The sequence below is a fragment of the Blautia sp. HCP3S3_G3 genome, from assembly GCF_052063365.1.
Classification (GTDB): domain Bacteria; phylum Bacillota; class Clostridia; order Lachnospirales; family Lachnospiraceae; genus Blautia_A.
Map to the genome: position 1 here is coordinate 119,639 of NZ_JBQHXR010000002.1, position 22,255 is coordinate 141,893.

At 44.7% G+C, this 22,255-nt stretch carries 13 protein-coding genes; 2 read left to right on the forward strand and 11 right to left on the reverse strand.

The features are described from left to right. Positions 1 to 169 precede the first annotated feature (169 nt). The 11 genes from ACTNEW_RS04300 to purF form a co-directional block, all read right to left on the reverse strand. Positions 170 to 1,384 carry an LL-diaminopimelate aminotransferase gene (locus ACTNEW_RS04300; protein WP_441058345.1) on the reverse strand — a complete coding sequence of 405 codons (1,215 nt, stop codon included), beginning with the start codon at positions 1,382 to 1,384 and terminating at the stop codon, positions 170 to 172. A gap of 88 nt (positions 1,385 to 1,472) precedes the next feature. Continuing rightward, positions 1,473 to 2,912 (reverse strand): Asp-tRNA(Asn)/Glu-tRNA(Gln) amidotransferase subunit GatB, encoded by a 1,440-nt coding sequence (gatB, locus tag ACTNEW_RS04305; RefSeq protein ID WP_441058347.1) that lies wholly within the window; start codon positions 2,910 to 2,912, stop codon positions 1,473 to 1,475. Continuing rightward, a complete protein-coding gene (gatA, locus tag ACTNEW_RS04310) occupies positions 2,909 to 4,381 on the reverse strand; it encodes an Asp-tRNA(Asn)/Glu-tRNA(Gln) amidotransferase subunit GatA (RefSeq protein WP_441058349.1) in 1,473 nt (490 codons plus the stop codon). The genes gatB and gatA overlap by 4 nt, the downstream gene beginning before the upstream one ends. 13 nt (positions 4,382 to 4,394) lie before the next feature. Further along, entirely contained in the window at positions 4,395 to 4,688 is a 294-nt protein-coding gene (gene gatC / locus ACTNEW_RS04315) for an Asp-tRNA(Asn)/Glu-tRNA(Gln) amidotransferase subunit GatC (protein ID WP_441058351.1), read from the reverse strand. A gap of 23 nt (positions 4,689 to 4,711) precedes the next feature. After that, positions 4,712 to 6,043, reverse strand: a complete 1,332-nt coding sequence (gene aspS, locus ACTNEW_RS04320; protein ID WP_441058353.1) for an aspartate--tRNA(Asn) ligase — start codon at positions 6,041 to 6,043, stop codon at positions 4,712 to 4,714. Positions 6,044 to 6,063: 20 nt separating this feature from the next. Beyond that, the gene (locus ACTNEW_RS04325) at positions 6,064 to 6,618 is read right to left on the reverse strand and encodes an ANTAR domain-containing response regulator (RefSeq protein WP_441058355.1); all 555 of its coding nucleotides are present in this window, start codon (positions 6,616 to 6,618) and stop codon (positions 6,064 to 6,066) included. 65 nt (positions 6,619 to 6,683) lie between these two features. Next, a complete protein-coding gene (locus tag ACTNEW_RS04330; RefSeq protein ID WP_441058357.1) occupies positions 6,684 to 8,006 on the reverse strand; it encodes a glutamine synthetase family protein in 1,323 nt (440 codons plus the stop codon). Positions 8,007 to 8,272: 266 nt separating this feature from the next. Beyond that, positions 8,273 to 9,757: a glutamate synthase subunit beta gene (locus tag ACTNEW_RS04335; RefSeq protein ID WP_441058359.1), complete on the reverse strand. Its 1,485-nt coding sequence runs from the start codon at positions 9,755 to 9,757 to the stop codon at positions 8,273 to 8,275. 13 nt (positions 9,758 to 9,770) lie between these two features. Then, positions 9,771 to 14,318, reverse strand: a complete 4,548-nt coding sequence (gene gltB / locus ACTNEW_RS04340) for a glutamate synthase large subunit (RefSeq protein WP_441058361.1) — start codon at positions 14,316 to 14,318, stop codon at positions 9,771 to 9,773. A gap of 52 nt (positions 14,319 to 14,370) precedes the next feature. Continuing rightward, on the reverse strand, positions 14,371 to 15,987 hold the full coding sequence (locus tag ACTNEW_RS04345) for a CTP synthase (protein WP_441058363.1): 1,617 nt from the start codon (positions 15,985 to 15,987) through the stop codon (positions 14,371 to 14,373). A 212-nt stretch (positions 15,988 to 16,199) separates the two neighbouring features. Continuing rightward, complete coding sequence (purF, locus tag ACTNEW_RS04350) at positions 16,200 to 17,594, reverse strand: amidophosphoribosyltransferase (RefSeq protein ID WP_441058365.1); 1,395 nt, start codon at positions 17,592 to 17,594, stop codon at positions 16,200 to 16,202. A gap of 409 nt (positions 17,595 to 18,003) precedes the next feature. Here purF and ACTNEW_RS04355 point away from each other — a divergent pair, with 409 nt between their 5' ends. Both ACTNEW_RS04355 and ACTNEW_RS04360 read left to right on the forward strand, forming a co-directional pair. Continuing rightward, on the forward strand, positions 18,004 to 20,103 hold the full coding sequence (locus tag ACTNEW_RS04355; RefSeq protein WP_441058367.1) for a glutamine synthetase III family protein: 2,100 nt from the start codon (positions 18,004 to 18,006) through the stop codon (positions 20,101 to 20,103). 408 nt (positions 20,104 to 20,511) lie between these two features. Continuing rightward, the gene (locus ACTNEW_RS04360; RefSeq protein ID WP_441058369.1) at positions 20,512 to 22,248 is read left to right on the forward strand and encodes an ammonium transporter; all 1,737 of its coding nucleotides are present in this window, start codon (positions 20,512 to 20,514) and stop codon (positions 22,246 to 22,248) included. Positions 22,249 to 22,255 lie beyond the last annotated feature (7 nt).

A 22,255-nucleotide genomic window follows, 5' to 3' on the forward strand; every position in this document is an offset into this window, starting at 1 on the left:
ATTGCTGCAATAATTGTTATTATATAACGAACTCCCGGCAAAATCCAGTCTCTCATATTTTTTTATATTACAGGAAAATGCGGAGCACTTTCCTGTAATATAAAAAATGCCGCAGGCAATAGCATCCTGCAGCATTCTCTGTTCTTATTCTATGTTTTTTGTCTGTATTTTACATTTTGGCTATACGCTCGATTGCCTCTTTTGTATTCTCATAAGTACCGAACGCTGTCAGGCGGAAGAAGCCTTCTCCATGGGCACCGAAACCGGAACCTGGAGTACCTACCACATGTGCCTTCTCCAGAAGATAATCAAAGAATTCCCAGGAGGTCATCTGATCTGGAGTTTTCAGCCAGATATAAGGAGCATTCACACCGCCGGAAACAGAATATCCGGCATTTTTCAGTCCCTCATAAATGACCTGTGCATTGCGCATGTAATAATTGATCTGCTCCTTTAACTGTGCCTTGCCTTCCGGTGAATAAACGGCTTCACCTGCCTTCTGAACAATATAAGGCGCACCGTTAAACTTCGTTCCATGGCGTCTTGCCCACAGGCTGTGAAGCTTCACGCCATCTCTTTCCAGTTCCTTCGGAACTACGGTAAATCCAAGTCTTACACCGGTAAATCCGGCATTCTTGGAAAAGCTGCGAAGCTCGATTGCGCAGGTTCTGGCACCTTCACACTCATAAATCGTATGAGGAACATTTTCTTCACGGATATATGCTTCATAAGCCGCATCATAAATGATTACTGCGCCTGTTTTGTTAGCATAATCTACCCATTCCTGAAGTCCCTCTTTTGTAATAGCCGCACCGCTCGGATTGTTCGGGAAACAAAGATAAATCAGATCCGGAATTTCCTCCGGCAGTTCCGGAAGAAATCCGTTTTCTTCGGTACACGGCATATAGATCACATCATCAAAATTTCCACGGACAGGATTGTATTCTCCGGTACGTCCGGCCATCACATTGGTATCTACATAAACCGGATAAACAGGATCGCATACTGCCACCTTATTATCCAGTCCGAAAATTTCCTGAATATTTCCGGAATCACTTTTGGCACCATCGGAAACAAAAATCTCATCCGCATCGATCTGGCATCCACGATCCTGATAATCATTTTTCGCAATGGCATTCCGGAGAAATTCATATCCAAGATCCGGGGCATATCCGCGAAAAGTCTCTGCATGAGCCATCTCATCTACTGCATTATGAAGGGACGTGATAATTGCAGGAGCCAGCGGCTGTGTCACATCCCCGATGCCAAGACGGATAATTTTTGTCTCCGGATTCGCTTCCTGATAGGCCGCTACCTTTTTTGCGATTGTTGAAAAAAGATAACTTCCCTGTAATTTCAGATAATTTTTATTTACTGTAACCATTTTTATAATCTCCTGATCATTCATTTTCTGCAGACTATGATTTTATCTGCATCTTTTACTCTCTTTCATATGATTGAATCGCAATCTCTTATCTGCGTTTTTCAATCTCTTTATTCAGTGCTTCTCTGACCGCATCCGGGCTCGCTTTGCCCTTCAGTTCTTTCATCATCTTTCCTACAAAGAAACCAAATACTTTTTCTTTGCCTCCCAGAAGCTCTGCAAGCGGTCCCGGGTTTTCCTCCAGAATTTTGTTCAGTATCTCATTGAGAAGGCCTGTATCTTCCACGATTTTCAGCCCGTGCTCTTCAATATAGGAAACCGGATCCACATCCTCATCAAATACGATTTCAAATACCTTCTTGGCATTCTGTGCGCTGACTTCTTTTTTCTCCACCATAAGGATCAGATCTGCCAGATGCTTCGGTGCAAAGCTTACCTCCTCCGGATCCATGGATTTTTCTTTCATCAGACGGAGAACTTCCACCATAAACCAGTTGGCTGCTTTTTTTGCATTTCCGCAGAGTTCTGCCGTTTTTTCAAAAAGAACAGAGAGGGTTCTGGACTCTGTCAGAATTCCGGCATCATATGCAGGAAGACCGTACTCTTCCTGATAACGCTGCTGTTTTTCTTCACGAAGTTCCGGCTGAGCTTCTCTCAGTTCCTGAATCCATGCATCGGAAATATGGATCGGCGGAAGATCCGGATCCGGGAAATAGCGGTAATCCTTGGCATCCTCTTTGGAACGCATGGCGTGGGAAGATTCCTTGTTATCGTCCCATCGACGTGTCTCCTGAATAACCGGTCTGCCCATTTCCAGAAGCTCGATCTGACGCTCCCGTTCTCCCTCAATGGCTCTTGCAATCGCCTTAAAAGAGTTCAGGTTTTTCATTTCTGTTCTTGTTCCGAATTTCTCTGTACCAGCTTCACGGACAGAAAGGTTTACGTCCGCACGCATGGAACCTTCCTGCAGCTTACAGTCGGAAACACCCAGATACTGCATCATACAGCGCAGTTTCTCAAGATAGGCAATGACCTCCTCCGAGCTTCTCATATCCGGCTCGGATACAATTTCGATCAGAGGAACTCCGCTTCGGTTATAATCCACCAGAGAACAGTCCTCCCACTCATCATGGATCAGTTTTCCGGCATCTTCTTCCATATGCATCTCATGAATACGGACTTTTTTCTTTCCGGCGGAGGTCTCGATTTCTACCCATCCGTCATGACAGATTGGCAGATAAAGCTGGGAAATCTGATAGTTCTGAGGATTGTCCGGATAAAAATAATTCTTTCTGTCAAACTTACAATACTGATTGATCTGGCAGTTTGCAGCAATTCCTGCTTTCAGGGCAAACTCCACCACTTTTTTATTCAATACAGGAAGGGAACCCGGCATTCCTGTACATACAGGGCAGGTATGGGTATTCGGTGCCCCTCCGAATTCTGTGGAACATCCGCAGAAAATTTTGGTTTTGGTGGCAAGCTCTACATGAACTTCCAGACCGATAATTGTCTCATACTGTTTCATGCTTTTCTGCCTCCTTCCTCTGCTGTCGGGAATGTACCGCGGCAGGTTTCATATTCCTTTGCCGCACGCAGAATTTTCTTTTCCATAAAGCAGTCTCCGATCATCTGGATACCGACCGGAAGTCCTGCACTGTCCATCCCGCATGGAACAGTAATTCCGGGAAGACCGCACAGGTTTACCGCAACCGTATAAATATCTCCAAGATACATGGCAAGAGGATCTTTCAGACTCTCCCCGAGCTTCGGTGCCGTATACGGCGCAGCGGGTGCCAGAAGAACATCATATTTTTCAAACGCACGGTCAAATTCCTGTTTGATCAGTGCTTTTGTCTTCAAAGCTTTCAGATAATAAGCATCGTAATAACCGGAGCTCAGTACAAAGGATCCAAGCATGATACGGCGCTTCACTTCTTCTCCGAAGCCTTCGGTTCTTGTCTTCTTGTACATATCATGAAGACCTTCATATTCTTTTGCACGATATCCATATTTGACACCATCAAAACGTTCCAGATTGGAGCTTGCCTCTGCACTGGCAATAATATAGTAAGCCGGAATCATGTATTCCGTTGTTTTCATAGAGAAAAATTCCACAATCGCACCCTGCTGGGAGAGAATTTTCAGGGCATCCATAAAAGCAGCCTTGACTTCCGGATTCAGTCCTTCCGCAAGGTATTCCTTCGGAACGCCGAATTTCATCCCCATCAGTTTTCCTTCCATGTCTTTTGTGAAATTCAGATCCTGCCGTTCAATGGAAGTACTGTCTTTTGTATCATGACCTGCAATAATCTCCAGAAGCGCTGCACAATCTGCCACATCTTTTCCCACAGGTCCGATCTGATCCAGGGAAGATGCATAAGCCACAAGGCCATAACGGGATACGGTTCCGTAAGTAGGCTTGATTCCGGTCACGCCGCAGAACGAGCTGGGCTGACGGATGGAGCCGCCTGTATCAGAACCCAGTGCAAGATATGTTTCTCCTGCAGCAACTGCCGCACAGGAACCGCCGGAAGAACCGCCCGGAACATGTTCCGTATCCCATGGATTACGGGTAACACCGTATGCAGAGGTTTCCGTGGTACTTCCCATGGCAAATTCATCCATGTTTGTCTTTCCGATGATGACCAGTCCTGCACGTTCCAGACGGTCGATTACTTCTGCATTATACTGAGGTACAAAATTTTCCAGAATTTTTGACGCACAGGTTGTGGTTTTCCCTTTGATACAGATATTATCTTTGATGGCAATCGGTACACCGGCAAGAGGACCCGTATAAGTCCCGTCCTCGATTCCTTTCTGTACCTGTTTTGCTCTTGCATATGCTTCTTTTTTATAAGTGTCCAGATATGCATGGATTTTCGGCTCTTTCTTCTCAATCTGCTCAAAGACATGTTTCACGCCATCCAGGACACTGATCTGATGTTGTTTTATTTTTTCCGCAAGCTGTAACGCGGTAAGTTTCTCCAGATCCATTGTCTCATTTCTCCTATCCTATGGTTTTTGGAACCTGATACTGCCATTCTTTGGCTTTCGGCGCATTGGCAAGCATTGCTTCCTTATCATCGCCATTGGTCACCACATCTTCCCGGAATACATTGGTATCTCCGAAAATATGAGAAAGAGGCTCAACATTTTCCGTATCCAGTTCATCCAATTTTTCTACATAATCCAGCATTTTCTGCATATCTGCTTTTGCCTTTTCCTTTTCTTCTTCACTCAGGGAAAGCTTGGCAAGGATGCAGACATTTTCCATCGTTTCATCATCAATTATTTTTGCCATTTATCATATCCTTCTTTCTCTGCTTACGGTTCCAGTCTGTTCAGATCACGCGGGAAAAGACAGGCTTCTCTGACATTTTCCTCTCCGAGAAGCTGCATCGTCAGACGTTCCAGACCGATTCCAAGTCCTCCGTGAGGCGGCATTCCATGTTTGAAGGTATCCAAATACTGTTCCATTCCTTCCTCTTCCATACCGCGTGCTGCAATCTTTTCTTTCAATGCCTGATAATCGTGAATACGCTGACCGCCTGTGGTAATCTCCAGTCCATGGAACAACAGGTCAAAACTCAGGGTAAACCTGTCATCTGCCGGATCATCCATTGCGTAAAACGGACGTTTCTTGGAAGGATAATGTGTCACAAATACAAAATCTGCATCATATTCTTCCTTAAAATACTGACCGATCAGTGCTTCTTCTTCCGGCTCCAGGTCAAACGGGTTGCGGATTTTTCTGTTATATTTCTGAGATACCAATTCTTTTGCCACATCAAAACGTACAGCAGGAATTCTTGATGCATCCGGAAGCTGTACTTTCAGGATTTCCAGTTCTTTTGCGTAATCTTTTCTCAAAAGTTCCATGGCATACTGAAGGAATCCGGTTTCCATAGCCATAATCTCTTCAAAACTGTCAATATAACCCATCTCAAAGTCCAGGCTGGTATATTCATTCAGATGACGTTTGGTATTGTGCTTTTCTGCACGGAATACAGGACCTGTCTCAAATACACGGTCAAATACGCCAACCATCATCTGTTTATAGAACTGCGGACTCTGGGCAAGAACTGCAGGTTTGTGGAAATAGCTTAATTTGAACAGGTTCGCACCGCCCTCTGCGCCTCTGGCGCCGATCTTTGGAGTATGGATTTCTGTAAAACCGTGATCATAAAGATAATCACGGAATGCTCTTACCAGTGCTTCCTGTATTTTGAATTTAGATCTCTCCTTAATATTGCGGAGAGCGATTGGACGAAGATTCAGTTTTGCCTCCAGAGAAGTGTTCAGCTTCCATTTATCAATTGCCATCGGAAGCGGTTCTGCAGGAGAAGAGAGAATTTTCATGCTGACGATTCTCAGTTCTCTTCCGTGCGGTGCCCGTTCCTCCGCTTTGACAATTCCTGTTGCACGGACAGTCATGGCCTCTTTGAGATCATGAATGGACATCCCCACTTTTTCATTTTCAAACACTGTCTGAAACAATCCCTCACGCCTTCTTAAAATCACAAAGGCCACATCCCCCATATTCCGGATACTGTGAATGGCTCCTTCTACAACAGCGGTCTCATTCAGGACAGAATCTCCAAGCAGAGTATCCCAGTCGGTAACTTCTTTTTCCCATCTTCCATCCAAAAATTCCATTTCCTCATCCTCCATTTGTATCATAATTCATCATAAAACAACATCAGCAGCATCTGTGCCGTTTCCACCATATTGGTTCCGGAGTCCATGCTGCATTTCTGTATATAGCGGTAAGCTTCCTCCTCACTGAGTCGATTACGCTGCATCAGCATCATCTTTGCATTGGAAATATAGTTCTGTTCTTTCCATGTGCGAAGCTTAGGCTTTTTCTTGTCTTTTCTGATCCGGCGTTCCAGCTGCCCGTCTACCATATTCACAGTATTGAGCAGATCACTGGATTTCATGGGCATCTGAACGGTCAATACAGACACCGGTGCCTCACTGACCACTCTTGCGGATGCCAGCAGAATCATTTCAAATCCTGCCGGCAGATCCTCTTTCAGATCATAATAATACATATCTGAGAGATGATATCCGCATATCAGTATTCCATATCCCAGTTCCGAAATACTTGCCAGAGCATGGGAACCGCTGCTGCACACCGCTGTCACTGTAAAGCCATGTCTGACAAGGATCGTGCGTATTTTTTTCGCATCTTCGATTTTCGGTAACGCAACCACGATACTGACGCTCATACAATGCCACTCCTCTTTCGCCCCAACCGAATAAATCAGTGAAACGAAGTACTCAAACGCCCACTTTAAATTCGATATAGATAATTTTCAATTTCCCACTCAGTTACCTGTCTTGTATATTTCAGCCACTCTTTTTTCTTGGAAGCCGCATATTTCTCACAGAATTTCTTTCCAAGGATTTCTTCCATCCAGGAACTCTGTTCAAAAAGATCAATGGCCTCCTTTAAATTTCCCGGAAGATTTTCCACTTCCGCTACAGGAACTTCATAATCGGAATCCGAACAATTGGAAGCTTCCGCAGGTTCGATCTTTTTGTTGATTCCATCCAGTCCTGCAGCAAGACAGAGAGCAAATACCAGATATGGATTGGATGCCGCATCCGGACTTCTCATCTCAATTCTTGTATCTCCCTTTCTTGCAATCGGCACCCGCACAAGGGAATTCTGATTATTCTTTGTCCAGGTCAGTTCTGTGGGAGCTTCATACCCCGGAACAAGGCGCTTATAAGAATTCACCAGAGGATTGGTGACCAGTGCCATTTCCCGGCTGTGTGCAAGAAGTCCGCCGATAAAATAATACGCTTCCTGACTGAGTTCTTTCGGATTCTCCGGATTTTCAAAAATATTTCTTCCATTTTTAAACAAAGAAAAACTGATATGCATACCGGAGCCATTCACCTCTGCCCTCGGCTTCGGCATAAACGTTGCATGCAGTCCATGACGTTTGGCAATGGTACGCACTGTCATCTTAAATGTCATCACACGGTCAGCCATTTCATCGACTTCCCCGTTTTTGAAATCAATCTCATGCTGCGCAGGTGCTGTCTCATGATGAGAAGACTGAACTTCAATTCCCATATCCTCCAGATTCAGCACAATATCACGTCTGGCATTTTCTCCCAGATCCATGGGACTCATATCAAGATATCCGGCTTTCTCATGCGTGATTGTAGTAGGCATACCGTTATCATCCGCATGAAACAGGAAAAATTCACACTCTGTATCTATATAACAGGTATACCCTTCCGCCTTCGCAAGATCTGTTATTTTTTTCAGAATATATCTCGGGCTGCTCATATAGGCAGTTCCATCCGCCTTATAGAGATCACACATCATTCGGGCAACTTTTCCCTGCTGCGGTCTCCATGGCAGAATCGTAAATGTAGCCGGATCCGGGCAAAGATAAAGATCTGGTTCCCTGTCTTCCGCAACACCTGCAATAAAGCTTGCATCCACCGTAAATTCATTATTAAGAGCCCTGGGAAGTTCCCGGACGGTCACGGCAATATTCTTCATAGTGCCGAACATATCTGTAAACTGAAGACGTACAAACTCTACATCCTCGTCCTCAGCAATCTGCAATACTTCCTCTCTGGTATAATTCCCCATCGCAATCTCTCCTTAATCATCCATTAAAAGTATACCGAAAATTTCAAAACACATTCCGGAAATCCATTCTCACACATTTCTTATCATCTATAAATATATGAAATAAAAAAGAGCGCACTTTTGGCATGTTATCTCATCCAAAAGAACGCCCTTGTTCATGCAGGTATTATATCAACCGCACTCTTCTTTGTCAACCATCTTTTTCACTTTTTAAAGTGCTAAAATTGACTGTTAAAATGATTCTCTGTTATCCCGAAACCGAAAACTCAAAGGTTCGTATAACCCATCAGCGATTCATCCACTGCTTTGGCAGCTTCACGGCCTTCACGGATCGCCCATACGACCAGGGACTGGCCTCTGTGCATATCACCTGCTGTAAACACACGCGGAACGGATGTCTCATAACAGTCCTGTTTTGTCTCCACATTAGTTCGTCCGTTTACTGCTACATGGAAGGCATCTGTCACATATTTTTCACTTCCAAGAAAACCGGCTGCAATCAGTACTAAATCTGCAGGAATGATTTCTTCGCTTCCTTCCACAGGAACCATCATCATTCTTCCTGTTTTCTCATCTTTCTGGCTTTGCAGTTTTACAATTTTTGCCTTGCACACATTGCCTTTTTTATCCGGAATAAACTCTGTGACTGTTGTCTGATATACACGCGGATCACTGCCGAAAACGGCAATTGCTTCTTCCTGACCGTAATCGGTTTTCAGAACTCTCGGCCACTGCGGCCATGGATTGCTTTCCAGTCTTTCCACCGGAGGCATCGGCATCATTTCCAGCTGTGTCACAGATTTTGCTCCAAGACGGATGGATGTTCCCACACAGTCATTACCGGTATCTCCGCCGCCGATGACCAGAACATTTTTACCTTTTGCAAGTTCACAGGGAACTTTTGTAAAGTCACTGTCCAGAAGAGTTTTGGTTACCTGTTTCAGGAAATCCACCGCAAAATAAATGCCTTTGGAATCCCTTCCCGGAACTTTGATATCTCTCGGATTGGATGCACCGCATGCGAGAACAACACGGTCATATTTCTTCAGAAGTTCTTCAGAAGTGATATCCACACCTACATTGGTGTTCGTTACAAATCTGACGCCTTCCTCTTCCATCAGACGGATTCGGCGGTCAATCACAGATTTTTCCAGCTTCATGTTCGGAATTCCGTAACGGAGAAGACCTCCGATTCTGTCGCTGCGCTCATAAACGGTCACGCTGTGGCCTCTGCGGTTCAGCTGCTGTGCTGCAGCAAGTCCGGAAGGACCGCTTCCGATCACGGCAATACTCTTGCCAGTACGCACATTTGGTTTCTGCGGCTGTACCCATCCTTCTTCAAAAGCAGTTTCAATAATTGCTCTCTCATTTTCTTTGGTAGCTACCGGTTCGCCGTCCAGATTGCAGGTGCAGGCAGCTTCACAGAGTGCCGGACAAACTCTGGAGGTAAATTCCGGAAAACTGTGGGTCTTGCTGAGACGAAGATATGCCTGTTTCCAGTTGCCGGTATATACCAGATCATTGGTTTCCGGAACCAGATTATGAAGCGGACATCCGGAAGCCATCCCGCCCAGCATCATACCGGACTGACAGAAGGGAACGCCGCAGGCCATGCAGCGTGCTCCCTGTAATTTTTGTTTTTCTTTATTTAACGGAACCCGGAATTCATTGAAATTGGTGATCCGGACTTTCGGCGGCAGTACTTTTGCCGTTTCTCTTTTATAATCTAAGAAACCTGTTGGTTTTCCCATGATTCTCTCCTCCTTAATGTTTCACACCGATACTTTCATAGAATGCTTCCATCTGTGCCTGTTCGCTTGTCAGTCCCTTTTCTTCCAGTTTAGCACTTAAGGTGATCATTCTCTTGAATTCATCAGGAATCAGCTTCTTAAAGTGCGGCAGATATGCGTCAAAATCTGCCAGAATCTTTGCACCAAGTTTCGAGCCGGTGGCTTTTACATGGGCTTCAATCAGGTCGTGCAATTCCTTCTTATCGTATTTATTCTCTACTTTTTCAATAGAGATCATTGCCTTGTTGATATTTTTGTAAAGTTCATTGTGGATATCCAGTACATATGCGATACCGCCGCTCATACCTGCAGCAAAGTTTTTCCCGGTTCTTCCAAGAACAACGACACGTCCGCCGGTCATATATTCACAGCCGTGTTCTCCCACGCCTTCTACAACTGCATTGGCACCGGAATTACGGACTGCAAAACGCTCGCCTGCAACACCATTGATAAATGCGGTTCCGCTTGTCGCACCATAAAGAGCCACGTTTCCTACGATGATATTTTCTTCTGCTTTGTAGGTGGCTTTTTCCGGTACCTTTACAACCAGCTTACCTCCGGAAAGTCCTTTACCGAAATAATCATTGCTGTCACCGGTCAGATTCAGAGTCAGACCCTTCGGAATAAATGCGCCAAAGCTCTGTCCGCCGGCACCTTTACAGTTGATCACGATCGTATCATCCGGAAGCCCTTCTTTATTCTTTCTTGTAATCTCCGCGCCAAGAATCGTACCAAACGTACGGTCTGTATTGGTAACTGTCACATCCAGTTCTGTATGCTCTCCTGTGGAAATTGCTCTTGCACATTTCTTCAGGAGCACCTTTTCATCCAGTGTTTTTTCCAGTTCAAAGTTAAATTCCGCCTTCGGATCAAAGGTCACTTTATCCCCTTTTCCTGCATACGGATTGTTCAGAATGGCACTTAAATCCAATTTGCCGATATGCGGCTCTTCCACATCCTTTGCCGGAACAAGAAGATCGGTACGTCCAACCATCTCGTCAATGGTATGAACCCCCAGACGGGACATATATTCTCTCAATTCCTGGGCGATAAAGCGCATAAAGTTTTCCACATATTCCGGTTTGCCGCGGAATCTCTTGCGAAGCTCCGGATTCTGGGTAGCAACACCCACCGGACAGGTATCCAGATTGCAGACACGCATCATAACACAGCCCATCGTTACAAGCGGAGCCGTTGCAAATCCGAATTCTTCCGCACCAAGGAGTGCAGCAATTGCCACATCACGACCGCTCATAAGCTTACCATCTGTTTCGATACGTACACGGTTGCGCAGTCCGTTCATCAGAAGTGTCTGATGAGTTTCTGCAAGTCCCAGTTCCCACGGAAGTCCGGCATTATGAATCGAACTTCTCGGTGCCGCACCGGTACCTCCGTCGTAACCGGAGATCAGAATTGTCTGTGCACCGGCTTTTGCAACACCGGCAGCGACTGTACCAACACCGGCCTCGGATACCAGTTTTACGGAAATATCTGCATATTTATTGGCATTTTTCAAGTCATAGATCAGCTGTGCCAGGTCCTCGATCGAATAAATATCATGATGAGGCGGCGGAGAGATCAGGCTGACACCCGGTGTGGAATGACGGGTCTTTGCGATCCACGGATAAACCTTCTTTGCAGGAAGATGTCCGCCCTCACCCGGTTTTGCACCCTGCGCCATCTTAATCTGGATTTCTCTTGCAGATACAAGATAACGGCTGGTAACACCGAATCGTCCGCTGGCAACCTGTTTGATTGCAGAACAGCGGTCACTATCGGAACCTGAGGAATCAATACGTTCATCACTTTCACCGCCCTCACCGGTATTGGATTTGCCGTGAAGATGATTCATAGCGATTGCCAGTGTCTCGTGTGCCTCCTGAGAAATGGAACCATAGGACATAGCACCGGTCTTAAATCGTTTCACGATTTCCTCCACACTTTCTACTTCATCCATAGGAAGAGGAGTTTCCGCATATTTGAAATCCATCAGTCCTCTTAAGTTGCCATGGCTTTCCATATCCACCATTTTGGTGTATTCTTTGAACATGTTGTAGTCGCCGCATTTTGTAGATTGCTGAAGAAGATGGATGGTCTGCGGATTATAACGATGCTCTTCGCCCTGGCTTCTCATTTTGTGAGCGCCTACACTGTCCAGAGTCAGATCTGTATTCATTCCCAGCGGATCAAAGGCTTCGGAATGAAGTTTTTCTACATTTTCTTCAATATCTTCCAGGGTAATACCACCTACACGGCTGACTGTACCAGTAAAATATTTGTCGATCACATCCTGGGAAATACCAATCGCCTCAAAAATCTGCGCGCCCTGATAAGACTGCAGGGTAGAAATACCCATTTTGGAAGCAATTTTGACAATTCCGCTTAAAACAGCATTGTTATAATCGTCCACTGCTGCATAATAATCTTTATCCAGCATGTGATTATCGATCAGTTCCCGGATGGTTTCCTGTGCAAGATATGGATTAATCGCACTTGCACCATAGCCCAGAAGTGTAGCAAAATGATGAACTTCTCTCGGCTCCCCGGATTCCAGAATAATTGCCAGAGAAGTACTCTTCTTTGTTTTTACCAGATGCTGATGTACAGCAGATACAGCAAGCAGAGACGGAATCGGCATATGATTTTCGTCCACTCCTCTGTCTGAAAGAACCAGAATGTTGGCACCTTCACGGAATGCTTTATCTACTTCCACGAACAGACGGTCAATCGCACGCTCCAGCTTTGTGCTCTTATAATAGAGAGTAGAAACCACGGCAACTTTGAAGCCTTCTTTTTTCATGGTCTTGATTTTCAGCATATCAGTATTGGTAAGGATCGGGTGAACGATTTTCAGTACCTGACAATTTTCCGGCTGCTGAACAAGAAGGTTTCCATCCTTGCCTACATAAACACTGGTGGAAGTTACGATTTCCTCACGGATACAGTCAATCGGCGGATTGGTTACCTGTGCGAAAATCTGTTTAAAATAATCAAATAACGGACGGTGTTCTTTGGAAAGAACGGCCAGTGGTGTATCCACACCCATCGCCCCAATACTCTCAGCACCATTCAGCGCCATGTTGCGGATGGAGGTACGATACTGTTCATACGTATATCCAAATGCCTTCTGCAGACGGGCACGCTGTTCTTCACCGTATTCTTCCACTCTCTGATTCGGAATCTTAATATCTTTCAGCTGTACCAGATAGCTGTTCAGCCACTCCCCGTAAGGCTGCATTTTGGCATATTTTTCTTTCAGTTCATTATCATCAATAATTCTGCCCTGAACGGTATCTACCAGAAGCATTTTTCCCGGATGCAGACGTTCTTTCAGAACAATTTTTTCTTCCGGAACCGGCATAACACCTACTTCCGAAGACAGAATTACGTAACCGTCGGATGTTACATAGTACCTGGAAGGACGAAGACCGTTTCTGTCAAGTACAGCACCCATCACATCACCATCGGAAAACAGAATGGATGCAGGTCCGTCCCACGGTTCCATCATGGTTGCATAATACTGATAAAAATCTCTCTTTTCCTGAGAAATCGTATCATTGTTTGCCCACGGCTCCGGAATCGTGATCATCACAGCAAGCGGAAGATCCATACCGCTCATTACCAGGAATTCCAGAGTATTGTCAAGCATTGCGGAGTCGGAACCGGATCTGTTGACAACCGGAAGGACTTTGTGAAGCTGTCCTTTCAGGTACGGTGATTCCATATTTTCTTCACGGGCCAGCATTTTATCCGCATTGCCGCGAATTGTGTTGATTTCACCATTGTGTACCATAAAGCGGTTCGGATGCGCGCGCTCCCAGCTTGGATTCGTATTGGTACTGAAACGGGAATGTACCATGGCAATGGCAGATTCATAATCCGGGCTCTGCAGATCCTCAAAGAATGTACGAAGCTGTCCTACCAGGAACATACCTTTATATACAATAGTACGGCTGCTCATGGAAACAACGTAAGTATTGTCATTACTCTGTTCAAACTCACGGCGTGCAATATAAAGCATACGATCAAAAGAAAGTCCTGATTCCACATCATCCGGTTTTTTGATAAATGCCTGCATAATGCATGGCATACACTCTCTTGCTTTATGTCCGAGCACATCCGGAATAACCGGAACAGTTCTCCACCCGAGAAGCTCCAGCCCCTCTTTCTGGATAATAATCTCAAACATTTTTTTTGCCTGGGCACGTTTGATCTCATGCTGCGGGAAGAAAAGCTGGGCAATTCCGTATTCTCTTTCCCCACCGATCTCAATGCCTTCTTTTTTGCATGCTTTCTTAAAAAATTTATGGGAAATCTGCAGGAGGATACCAACACCATCACCTGTTTTTCCTTCTGCATCTTTGCCGGCACGGTGTTCCAGATTTTCCACTATCTTCAGGGCATTGGCAACTGTATCATGTGTCTTTTTCCCTTTGATGTTTACAACTGCACCGATACCACAGTTGTCATGCTCAAATTGCGGCCGATACAGACCCTGTTCTTCCTTTCTCACTTCTTTCATTTTCCCTCATCCTTTCTGTCAGTTTATTATGGGAACAATAACGGACCAGCCGTTATTGATTTTTGGCTTTTGCATTCTCCAGTGCTGCGCGGACAAATCCGGCAAACAGAGGATGCGCATGGTTTGGTCTTGATTTGAATTCCGGATGTCCCTGTGTTCCGATAAAGAACGGGTGGGCGGCAATCTCAATCATTTCCACAATATGTCCGTCCGGAGATGTACCTGCTATCCGCATGCCTTTTTCGTTTAATTCCGCACGGAAAGCATTGTTGACTTCATAACGGTGCCTGTGGCGTTCCTGAATTTCTTTTTTGCCGAAAAGTTCAATAGAGCGGGAATTTTCCGCCAGTACACACGGATAGCTTCCCAGTCTTAAGGTTCCTCCAAGATCTTCCACGCTTTCCTGATCCGGCATCAGCGCGATCACCGGATGTTTTGTTTCCGGATCAAGTTCAATACTGTTGGCATCTTCATATCCCAGCACATGACGGGCATATTCCACAATCGCCATCTGCATGCCAAGGCAGATACCCAAATACGGAATTTTGTGTACTCTTGCATACTGTGCGGCAAGAATCATTCCCTCGGTTCCTCTGTTTCCAAAACCTCCGGGTACCAGAATCCCGTCTGCATTATGAAGAGTCTGATCAAGATTCTTCTCGTTTAATTCTTCAGAATCCACCCAATCCAGCTCTACCTTTGCCTTGCAGGCAATACCGCCATGCTTCAGTGCTTCTACAACACTTAAATACGCATCATGAAGCTGTGTATATTTTCCAACAATTGCAATTCTTGCTGTTCCTTCCGGATTGCGAAGATTCTGTACCATTTCGATCCAATCTGTCAGATCCGGTTTTCTGTTTTCCAGACGCAGGCTCTGAAGAACCACATCCGCAAGTTTTTCCCGCTCCATAGCAAGAGGTGCTTCATACAAATACTCTACATCCAGGTTCTGCAGCACATGGCTAATCGGCACATTACAGAACAGTGCAATTTTCTGACGGATTTCATCGGTCAGCGGATGTTCGCTTCGACATACCAGAACATCCGGCTGGATTCCCATCCCCTGCAGTTCTTTGACACTTGCCTGCGTCGGCTTCGTCTTCATCTCTTCAGAGGCTTTCAGATACGGAATCAGGGTCACGTGGATCAGCACTGCATTGTCATGTCCCACTTCATGCTGAAACTGACGAATGGACTCCAGGAATGGCTGGCTTTCGATATCGCCTACCGTTCCTCCCACTTCGATAATCGCAATTCTGTCTTCATCCGGAGATTTTGCCCGGTAAAAACGGCTCTTGATTTCATTGGTAATATGCGGGATCACCTGCACAGTACCTCCGCCGAAATCTCCGTGGCGCTCCTTCTGAAGTACAGACCAGTATATTTTTCCAGTTGTCACATTTGAATTTTTATCAAGAGATTCATCAATAAAACGCTCATAATGTCCCAGATCCAGGTCTGTTTCTGTACCATCATCCGTAACAAACACTTCTCCATGCTGAATCGGATTCATGGTACCTGGGTCAATGTTAATATACGGATCAAACTTCTGCATGGTTACCTGATATCCTCTTGCCTTCAGAAGACGCCCAAGAGATGCTGCTGTAATCCCTTTACCAAGACCGGAAACAACTCCGCCTGTGACAAATACGTATTTTACTGCCATTTGTGATTTCCTCCTCCATCATCCTTTTCGGAAACAAAAAAGGCATCAGAAGCCGGAAATTGGGTAAAAATCCCCTCCGCTTCTGACGCCATTGTCAGTTCTGAATGATCACTTATTTATCTTTCGCTTTTGTAAAAAGCTATGTTTGCTTACATATGAGCATAACTATAACTTATTTTTTTTCATTTGTAAATATGTAAATTCTGCTTTTTTTACTTTTCACGCAGCTCCTCCGGAATTTCCATCGGATAATTTCCGTCAAAGCAGGCCTTGCAGAGCGGAAGTCCTCCGGCCATCCCTTCCAGATAATCAATTTCCATATAACCAAGAGAATCCGCCCCGATCAGTTCCCGGATTTCCTCTGTACTGTTGCTGCTGGCAATCAACTGGTCATTGGAGGGCACGTCCGTTCCGAAATAACATGGATGAAGGAACGGCGGAGAACAGATTCTTACATGCACGGATACCGCTCCTGCTTCTTTCAGCATACGAATCAGATTTTTGATTGTTGTACCGCGGACAATGGAATCATCCACCAGAACAATCCGTTTTCCTTTTACCACAGACTCCAGCACACTCAGTTTCATGTGAACGCTGGACTCACGTTCTTTCTGTGTCGGCTTGATGAACGTTCTTCCAATATAACTGTTTTTGTAAAATGCAAACCCGAAAGGAATTCCGGATTCTTCCGAAAATCCCTTAGCTGCCGGAATTCCGGACTCCGGTACACCGGTTACAAGATCCGCTTCCACCGGATAAGACTTGGCAAGAGATTTGCCGCCGCGGATACGTGCATCATAGATTTTTACACCATCCATAGTGCTGTCCAGTCTTGCAAAATAAATATATTCAAACACACAGTGTGCATGTTTCTCTGTTGTCAGGCTCCTATCGAAAGAAATTCCCTTCTGACTGATGGTCACGATCTCACCGGGTTCTACATCCCGGACAAATTCCGCACCTACAGATGTCAGTGCACAGCTTTCCGATGCCAGCACATAGGTATTTCCTCTTTTTCCAATGCAGAGAGGCTTCAGTCCATATGGATCGCGCACACCGATCAGCTTACGCGGGCTCATCACTACCAGGGCATAACCGCCTTTGATTTTTTTGGCAGTCTTCAGAATTGCCTCTTCTACTGTTTTCGAATGAACACGTTCCTTTGCAATGTGAAACGCGATAACTTCCGAGTCTGTTGTTGTATGAAAAATGGCTCCTGTCTGAATCAGTTCCCATTTCAATTCACCGGTATTGATCAGGTTTCCATTATGAGCCAGTCCCAGTGTACCTTTAATATATGACAAAACCAGAGGCTGGGCATTTTCTGCGACAGATGCACCGGTGGTGGAATAACGCACATGTCCTACACCGATATCTCCTTCCAGCTTTTCCAGGTTTTCTTTCCTGAATACTTCACTTACCAGTCCCAGATCTTTATGGAACTGTACATTTCCGATCTCACCATTGGTCTTTGATACAGCCATACCACAGGATTCCTGTCCTCTGTGCTGCAGCGCTGTCAGGCCATAATATATGGATGGAACCACATTACCGCCATCCAGGTCATAAATTCCGAATACACCGCATTCCTCTTTAATTCCTGCCATCTGAACATCCTCCATCATTCATTTTCTCTTTTATATTTTTTGAAAATACATACTCTACATTTTCTTTTTTGTGAAAATACATGTTCTGTATTTTCTGAAAATACAAATTTCGGACTTTAACATACAGGTTTTTCACTTTCCCGCATCAAAGTGCCATTACACTTTCTGAATTATAATGGAAGAAAGCGATTTGTCAACCCCTGGTTTTTGAAAAATCTTTTTGTGGCTTTCAAAAAATCTTTTTGCTATTTTTTTCAAAAAAGTCATTGACAATCGGATTTTTTTGAGTATACTACATCACATAAGCAAAGGCGCTTTGGAGATGAGATCCAAGGCGCTTTTTTTGTTTATTTACACATATTCAAGAAATAAAAGATTAATGGATCTTAATCGAAAGGAGAGTACCTATATGGCACAAAATATTCCTGAACTGTACGGCAGTCTTGTTTTTAACGACAAGATCATGCGTACCAAATTACCAAAAGACATGTACAAAGCACTGAAAAAAACCATCGAAAATGGAACACATCTGGAACTGGACGTTGCCAATTCCGTTGCAGTAGCCATGAAAGAATGGGCAATCGAAAACGGTGCTACCCATTATACACACTGGTTCCAGCCGATGACCAACTTCACAGCTGAGAAACATGACAGCTTCATTTCTCCTACAGGTGACGGACAGATCATCATGGAATTTTCCGGCAAAGAACTTGTAAAGGGCGAACCGGATGCATCCAGTTTCCCGTCAGGAGGACTTCGTGCTACATTCGAGGCAAGAGGATATACCGCATGGGATCCAACTTCTCCGGCATTTATCAAGGACCGCACACTTTATATTCCGACAGCGTTCTGTTCTTACAGCGGTGAAGCACTTGATAAAAAAACACCTCTTCTTCGTTCCATGGATGCTCTTAATGTAGAAGCATTAAAAGTTCTGAAACTTCTTGGAAATACAGAAGTAAAACATATCACTACTACCGTAGGACCGGAACAGGAATACTTCCTGGTTGACAAAGAACTTTACAAACAGAGAAAAGACCTGATCTTCTGCGGACGTACCCTGATCGGTGCACCTGCTCCAAAAGGACAGGAAATGGAAGATCATTACTTCGGAACACTGAAACCAAGAGTAGCCGCTTACATGCATGACCTTGATGAAGAACTCTGGAAACTCGGTATTCCGGCAAAAACCAAACATAACGAAGTTGCACCTGCACAGCACGAACTGGCACCTGTCTTCGATACCACAAACGTTGCCGTTGACCACAACCAGCTGACCATGGAAATCATGAAGAAAGTAGCTGATAAACACGGAATGGTTTGTCTGCTTCATGAAAAACCATTCGAAGGAATCAACGGAAGCGGTAAACACAACAACTGGTCCATGAGCACTGATACAGGAGTCAATCTTCTTGATCCCGGCAAAACACCTGCAGAAAATACACAGTTCCTCGTATTCCTGGTAGCTGTTATCAAAGCAGTAGATGATTATGCAGATCTCCTTCGTATCTCCGTTGCCAGCGCAGGTAATGACCACAGACTCGGAGCGAACGAAGCACCGCCAGCAGTTGTTTCCATCTTCCTTGGAGATGAACTTACTGAAGTATTAAAAGCAATCGAAAACGATGAGTTCTTCGTAGGACACGGTGCAGTCCAGATGGATATCGGAGCAAAAGTACTTCCGCACTTTATCAAAGACAATACTGACAGAAACCGTACTTCACCATTTGCATTTACCGGAAACAAATTTGAATTCCGTATGCTTGGTTCTTCCGCTTCTGTTGCTAACCCGAACATTATCCTGAATACTGCAGTTGCAGAAGTACTTAGCCAGTTTGCAGAAAAACTTTCCGGTGTTCCGGCTGAAGAAATGGATCAGGCAGTACATAATCTGCTGAAAGAAACCATTATCGCACACAAACGTGTCATCTTTAATGGCAATGGTTATACAGACGAATGGATTGAAGAAGCCGAAAAACGTGGTCTTTATAACCTCAAATCCACTCCGGATGCTCTTGAAATGTTCATCAGCCCGAAGAACGAAGAGCTGCTTACCGGCCACAAAATCTTTACAAAAGATGAGCTGCATTCCCGTTATGAGATCAAGCTTGAAAATTATGTGAAGACACTGCATATTGAATCCAGTACAATGGCTGAAATGATTCAGAAAGATATACTTCCGAGCGTTACCACATATATGGAACAGGTTGCACAGACTGCTGCACTGAAAAAATCTGTAGTTCCGGATATTTCTGTTTCTACAGAAGCAGCTATGCTGACAAAACTCACTGCTCTTTCTGAGGCAATGACTGCAGGTCTGGAAACACTGAAAGAAGATACTGCAAAAGCAGAAGCATGTGAAGATCTTCTGGAAAGTGCAAAAGCTTATCAGTCTTTGGTTCTTGCAGACATGGAAACACTCAGAAAATCTGCTGATGAGGCAGAGGCACTGCTTCCAGAGAGCGTTCTTCCATATCCTACTTATGGCAAGCTTCTGTTCTCTATTTAATAGGAAGACTGTCTGTTGAATATACAGAAAAATACAGATATTTTTCTGCAGTAAAAAAGCGCTGTCTAACAGCGCTGGATCAATCAAGGTAAATACAGGGGATATCATTATGAACATCTACTTCATAATTCATTATCGATTTCCTCATCCATTAATCACACGATACCGATATCCCCTGTTTTACATATATCACATCTCATAAGATGTGAATACAAATTTATTATATCACATTATTTCATGTTCGCAAAGACGCGGAGAACTTTTTTTAGGAAAAGTTTTTCCGCGTTTTTCGATAAATGATTCTTTTACAGAATCGATCACCTTTTCATCTCAGGATGCTCCGGTGATTCGAGGCATTCTGAAGATACCTTGAAAAGTTGATAAAAAAGGGAAAGAGAGGAAATTATTATGGAATTTTCATCTGTAAACACTATTTGGGTGCTCCTTGGCGCCGCACTGGTCTTCTTTATGCAGGCCGGCTTCGCAATGGTTGAAACTGGTTTCACCAGAGCAAAAAACGCAGGTAACATTATCATGAAAAACCTGATGGACTTCTGTATCGGAACTCCTACCTTCTGGATCATTGGTTTTGGTATTATGTTCGGTACAGGAAACGGCTTCTTTGGTTCCATTCACGGAATCGCTTCTGAGGCAAATTATGGAACCGGAATGCTTCCTGACGGTGTTCCGTTCTGGGCATTTCTGATTTTCCAGACCGTATTCTGCGCTACTTCCGCTACCATCGTTTCCGGTGCTATGGCTGAACGTACCAAATTCTCCTCATACTGTATCTACAGTTTTCTGATCAGTCTGGTCGTTTATCCGGTATCCGGTCACTGGATCTGGGGCGGCGGTTTCCTCAGCCAGATGGGCTTCCACGATTTTGCAGGTTCCTGTGCCGTACATATGGTCGGCGGTGTTGCCGCTCTAATCGGTGCTATCGTTCTTGGACCTCGTATCGGAAAGTACACCAAAGACGGTAAATCCAAAGCGATTCCTGGTCATAACTTGACAGTAGGCGCTTTAGGTGTATTTATTCTCTGGTTCTGCTGGTTTGGATTCAACGGTGCTTCTACCGTAAGTATGGAAGGCGATGCCATTGTAAGCGCAGGTAAAATTTTTGTAACAACCAACCTCGCTGCTGCTGTTGCTACCGTAACTGTTATGGCTATCACATGGGTACGCTATAAAAAACCGGATGTTTCCATGTCTCTGAACGGATCTCTGGCAGGTCTGGTTGCAATCACTGCAGGATGTGATACCGTTTCTCCTACTTCTGCAGCAATTATTGGTATTCTTTCCGGTTTCATTGTCGTATTTGGTATTGAATTTATCGACAAAGTCCTGAAAATCGATGACCCGGTTGGTGCTGTTGGCGTTCACGGCTTAAACGGTGCTTTCGGAACTCTCGCTGTTGGTCTTTTCTCTGACGGTGCCGGTACTGAATGGAAAGGTCTCCTTGTAGGCGGCGGATTCCACGGCTTCGGCGTTCAGTTCATCGGTATGGCTGCTACAATCGCATGGGTCGTTGTTACAATGACCATTATCTTCCTGGTAATCAAACATACGGTAGGACTTCGTGTATCAGCAGAAGAAGAAATTGCAGGTCTGGATGGCAAAGAACACGGACTTACCAGTGCATACGACGGATTCGTTGTTCATGACAGCATGGTAACCGTTCCTACTCCTATGGGTGTTACAAAAGCTGCTCCGGTCGTAAATACCGCTGCTGCTTCTGCTCCGGTAGAATCTATTCCGGAAATGCCGGCAGAAGGTGTTCACAAACTTACCAAAGTGGTTATTATCACCCGTCAGAGCAAGCTGGATGATTTTATGCATGCAATGAACGAGATCGGCGTAACCGGTATCACCATTACAAACGTTATGGGATGCGGTGTACAGAAAGGTGCACGTTCCTACTATCGTGGTGTTGAAATGGATATGAATCTTCTTCCGAAGGTCAAAATTGAAATCGTTGTCAGCCTGGTACCTGTTCAGAAAGTGATCGATACTGCAAAAGCAGTTCTTCACACAGGTCAGTATGGAGATGGTAAAATATTCGTATACGATATCGAAAACGTTGTTAAGATTCGTACAGGTGAGGAAGGCTTTATGGCACTTCAGGATACTCAGCCTCTGGATTAAGTTTCCA

Coding starts and splice junctions, on each gene's coding strand:
- ACTNEW_RS04325 (WP_441058355.1), bottom strand. CDS start 6,618: ATGAGCGTCAGTATCGTGGTTGCGTTACCGAAAATCGAAGATGCGAAA.
- gltB (WP_441058361.1), bottom strand. CDS start 14,318: ATGAAAGAAGTGAGAAAGGAAGAACAGGGTCTGTATCGGCCGCAATTT.
- ACTNEW_RS04360 (WP_441058369.1), top strand. CDS start 20,512: ATGGAATTTTCATCTGTAAACACTATTTGGGTGCTCCTTGGCGCCGCA.
- gatA (WP_441058349.1), bottom strand. CDS start 4,381: ATGGATCTGGAGAAACTTACCGCGTTACAGCTTGCGGAAAAAATAAAA.
- aspS (WP_441058353.1), bottom strand. CDS start 6,043: ATGGAATTTTTGGATGGAAGATGGGAAAAAGAAGTTACCGACTGGGAT.
- ACTNEW_RS04330 (WP_441058357.1), bottom strand. CDS start 8,006: ATGGGGAATTATACCAGAGAGGAAGTATTGCAGATTGCTGAGGACGAG.
- gatB (WP_441058347.1), bottom strand. CDS start 2,912: ATGAAACAGTATGAGACAATTATCGGTCTGGAAGTTCATGTAGAGCTT.
- ACTNEW_RS04355 (WP_441058367.1), top strand. CDS start 18,004: ATGGCACAAAATATTCCTGAACTGTACGGCAGTCTTGTTTTTAACGAC.
- ACTNEW_RS04335 (WP_441058359.1), bottom strand. CDS start 9,757: ATGGGAAAACCAACAGGTTTCTTAGATTATAAAAGAGAAACGGCAAAA.
- ACTNEW_RS04300 (WP_441058345.1), bottom strand. CDS start 1,384: ATGGTTACAGTAAATAAAAATTATCTGAAATTACAGGGAAGTTATCTT.
- ACTNEW_RS04345 (WP_441058363.1), bottom strand. CDS start 15,987: ATGGCAGTAAAATACGTATTTGTCACAGGCGGAGTTGTTTCCGGTCTT.
- gatC (WP_441058351.1), bottom strand. CDS start 4,688: ATGGCAAAAATAATTGATGATGAAACGATGGAAAATGTCTGCATCCTT.
- purF (WP_441058365.1), bottom strand. CDS start 17,594: ATGGCAGGAATTAAAGAGGAATGCGGTGTATTCGGAATTTATGACCTG.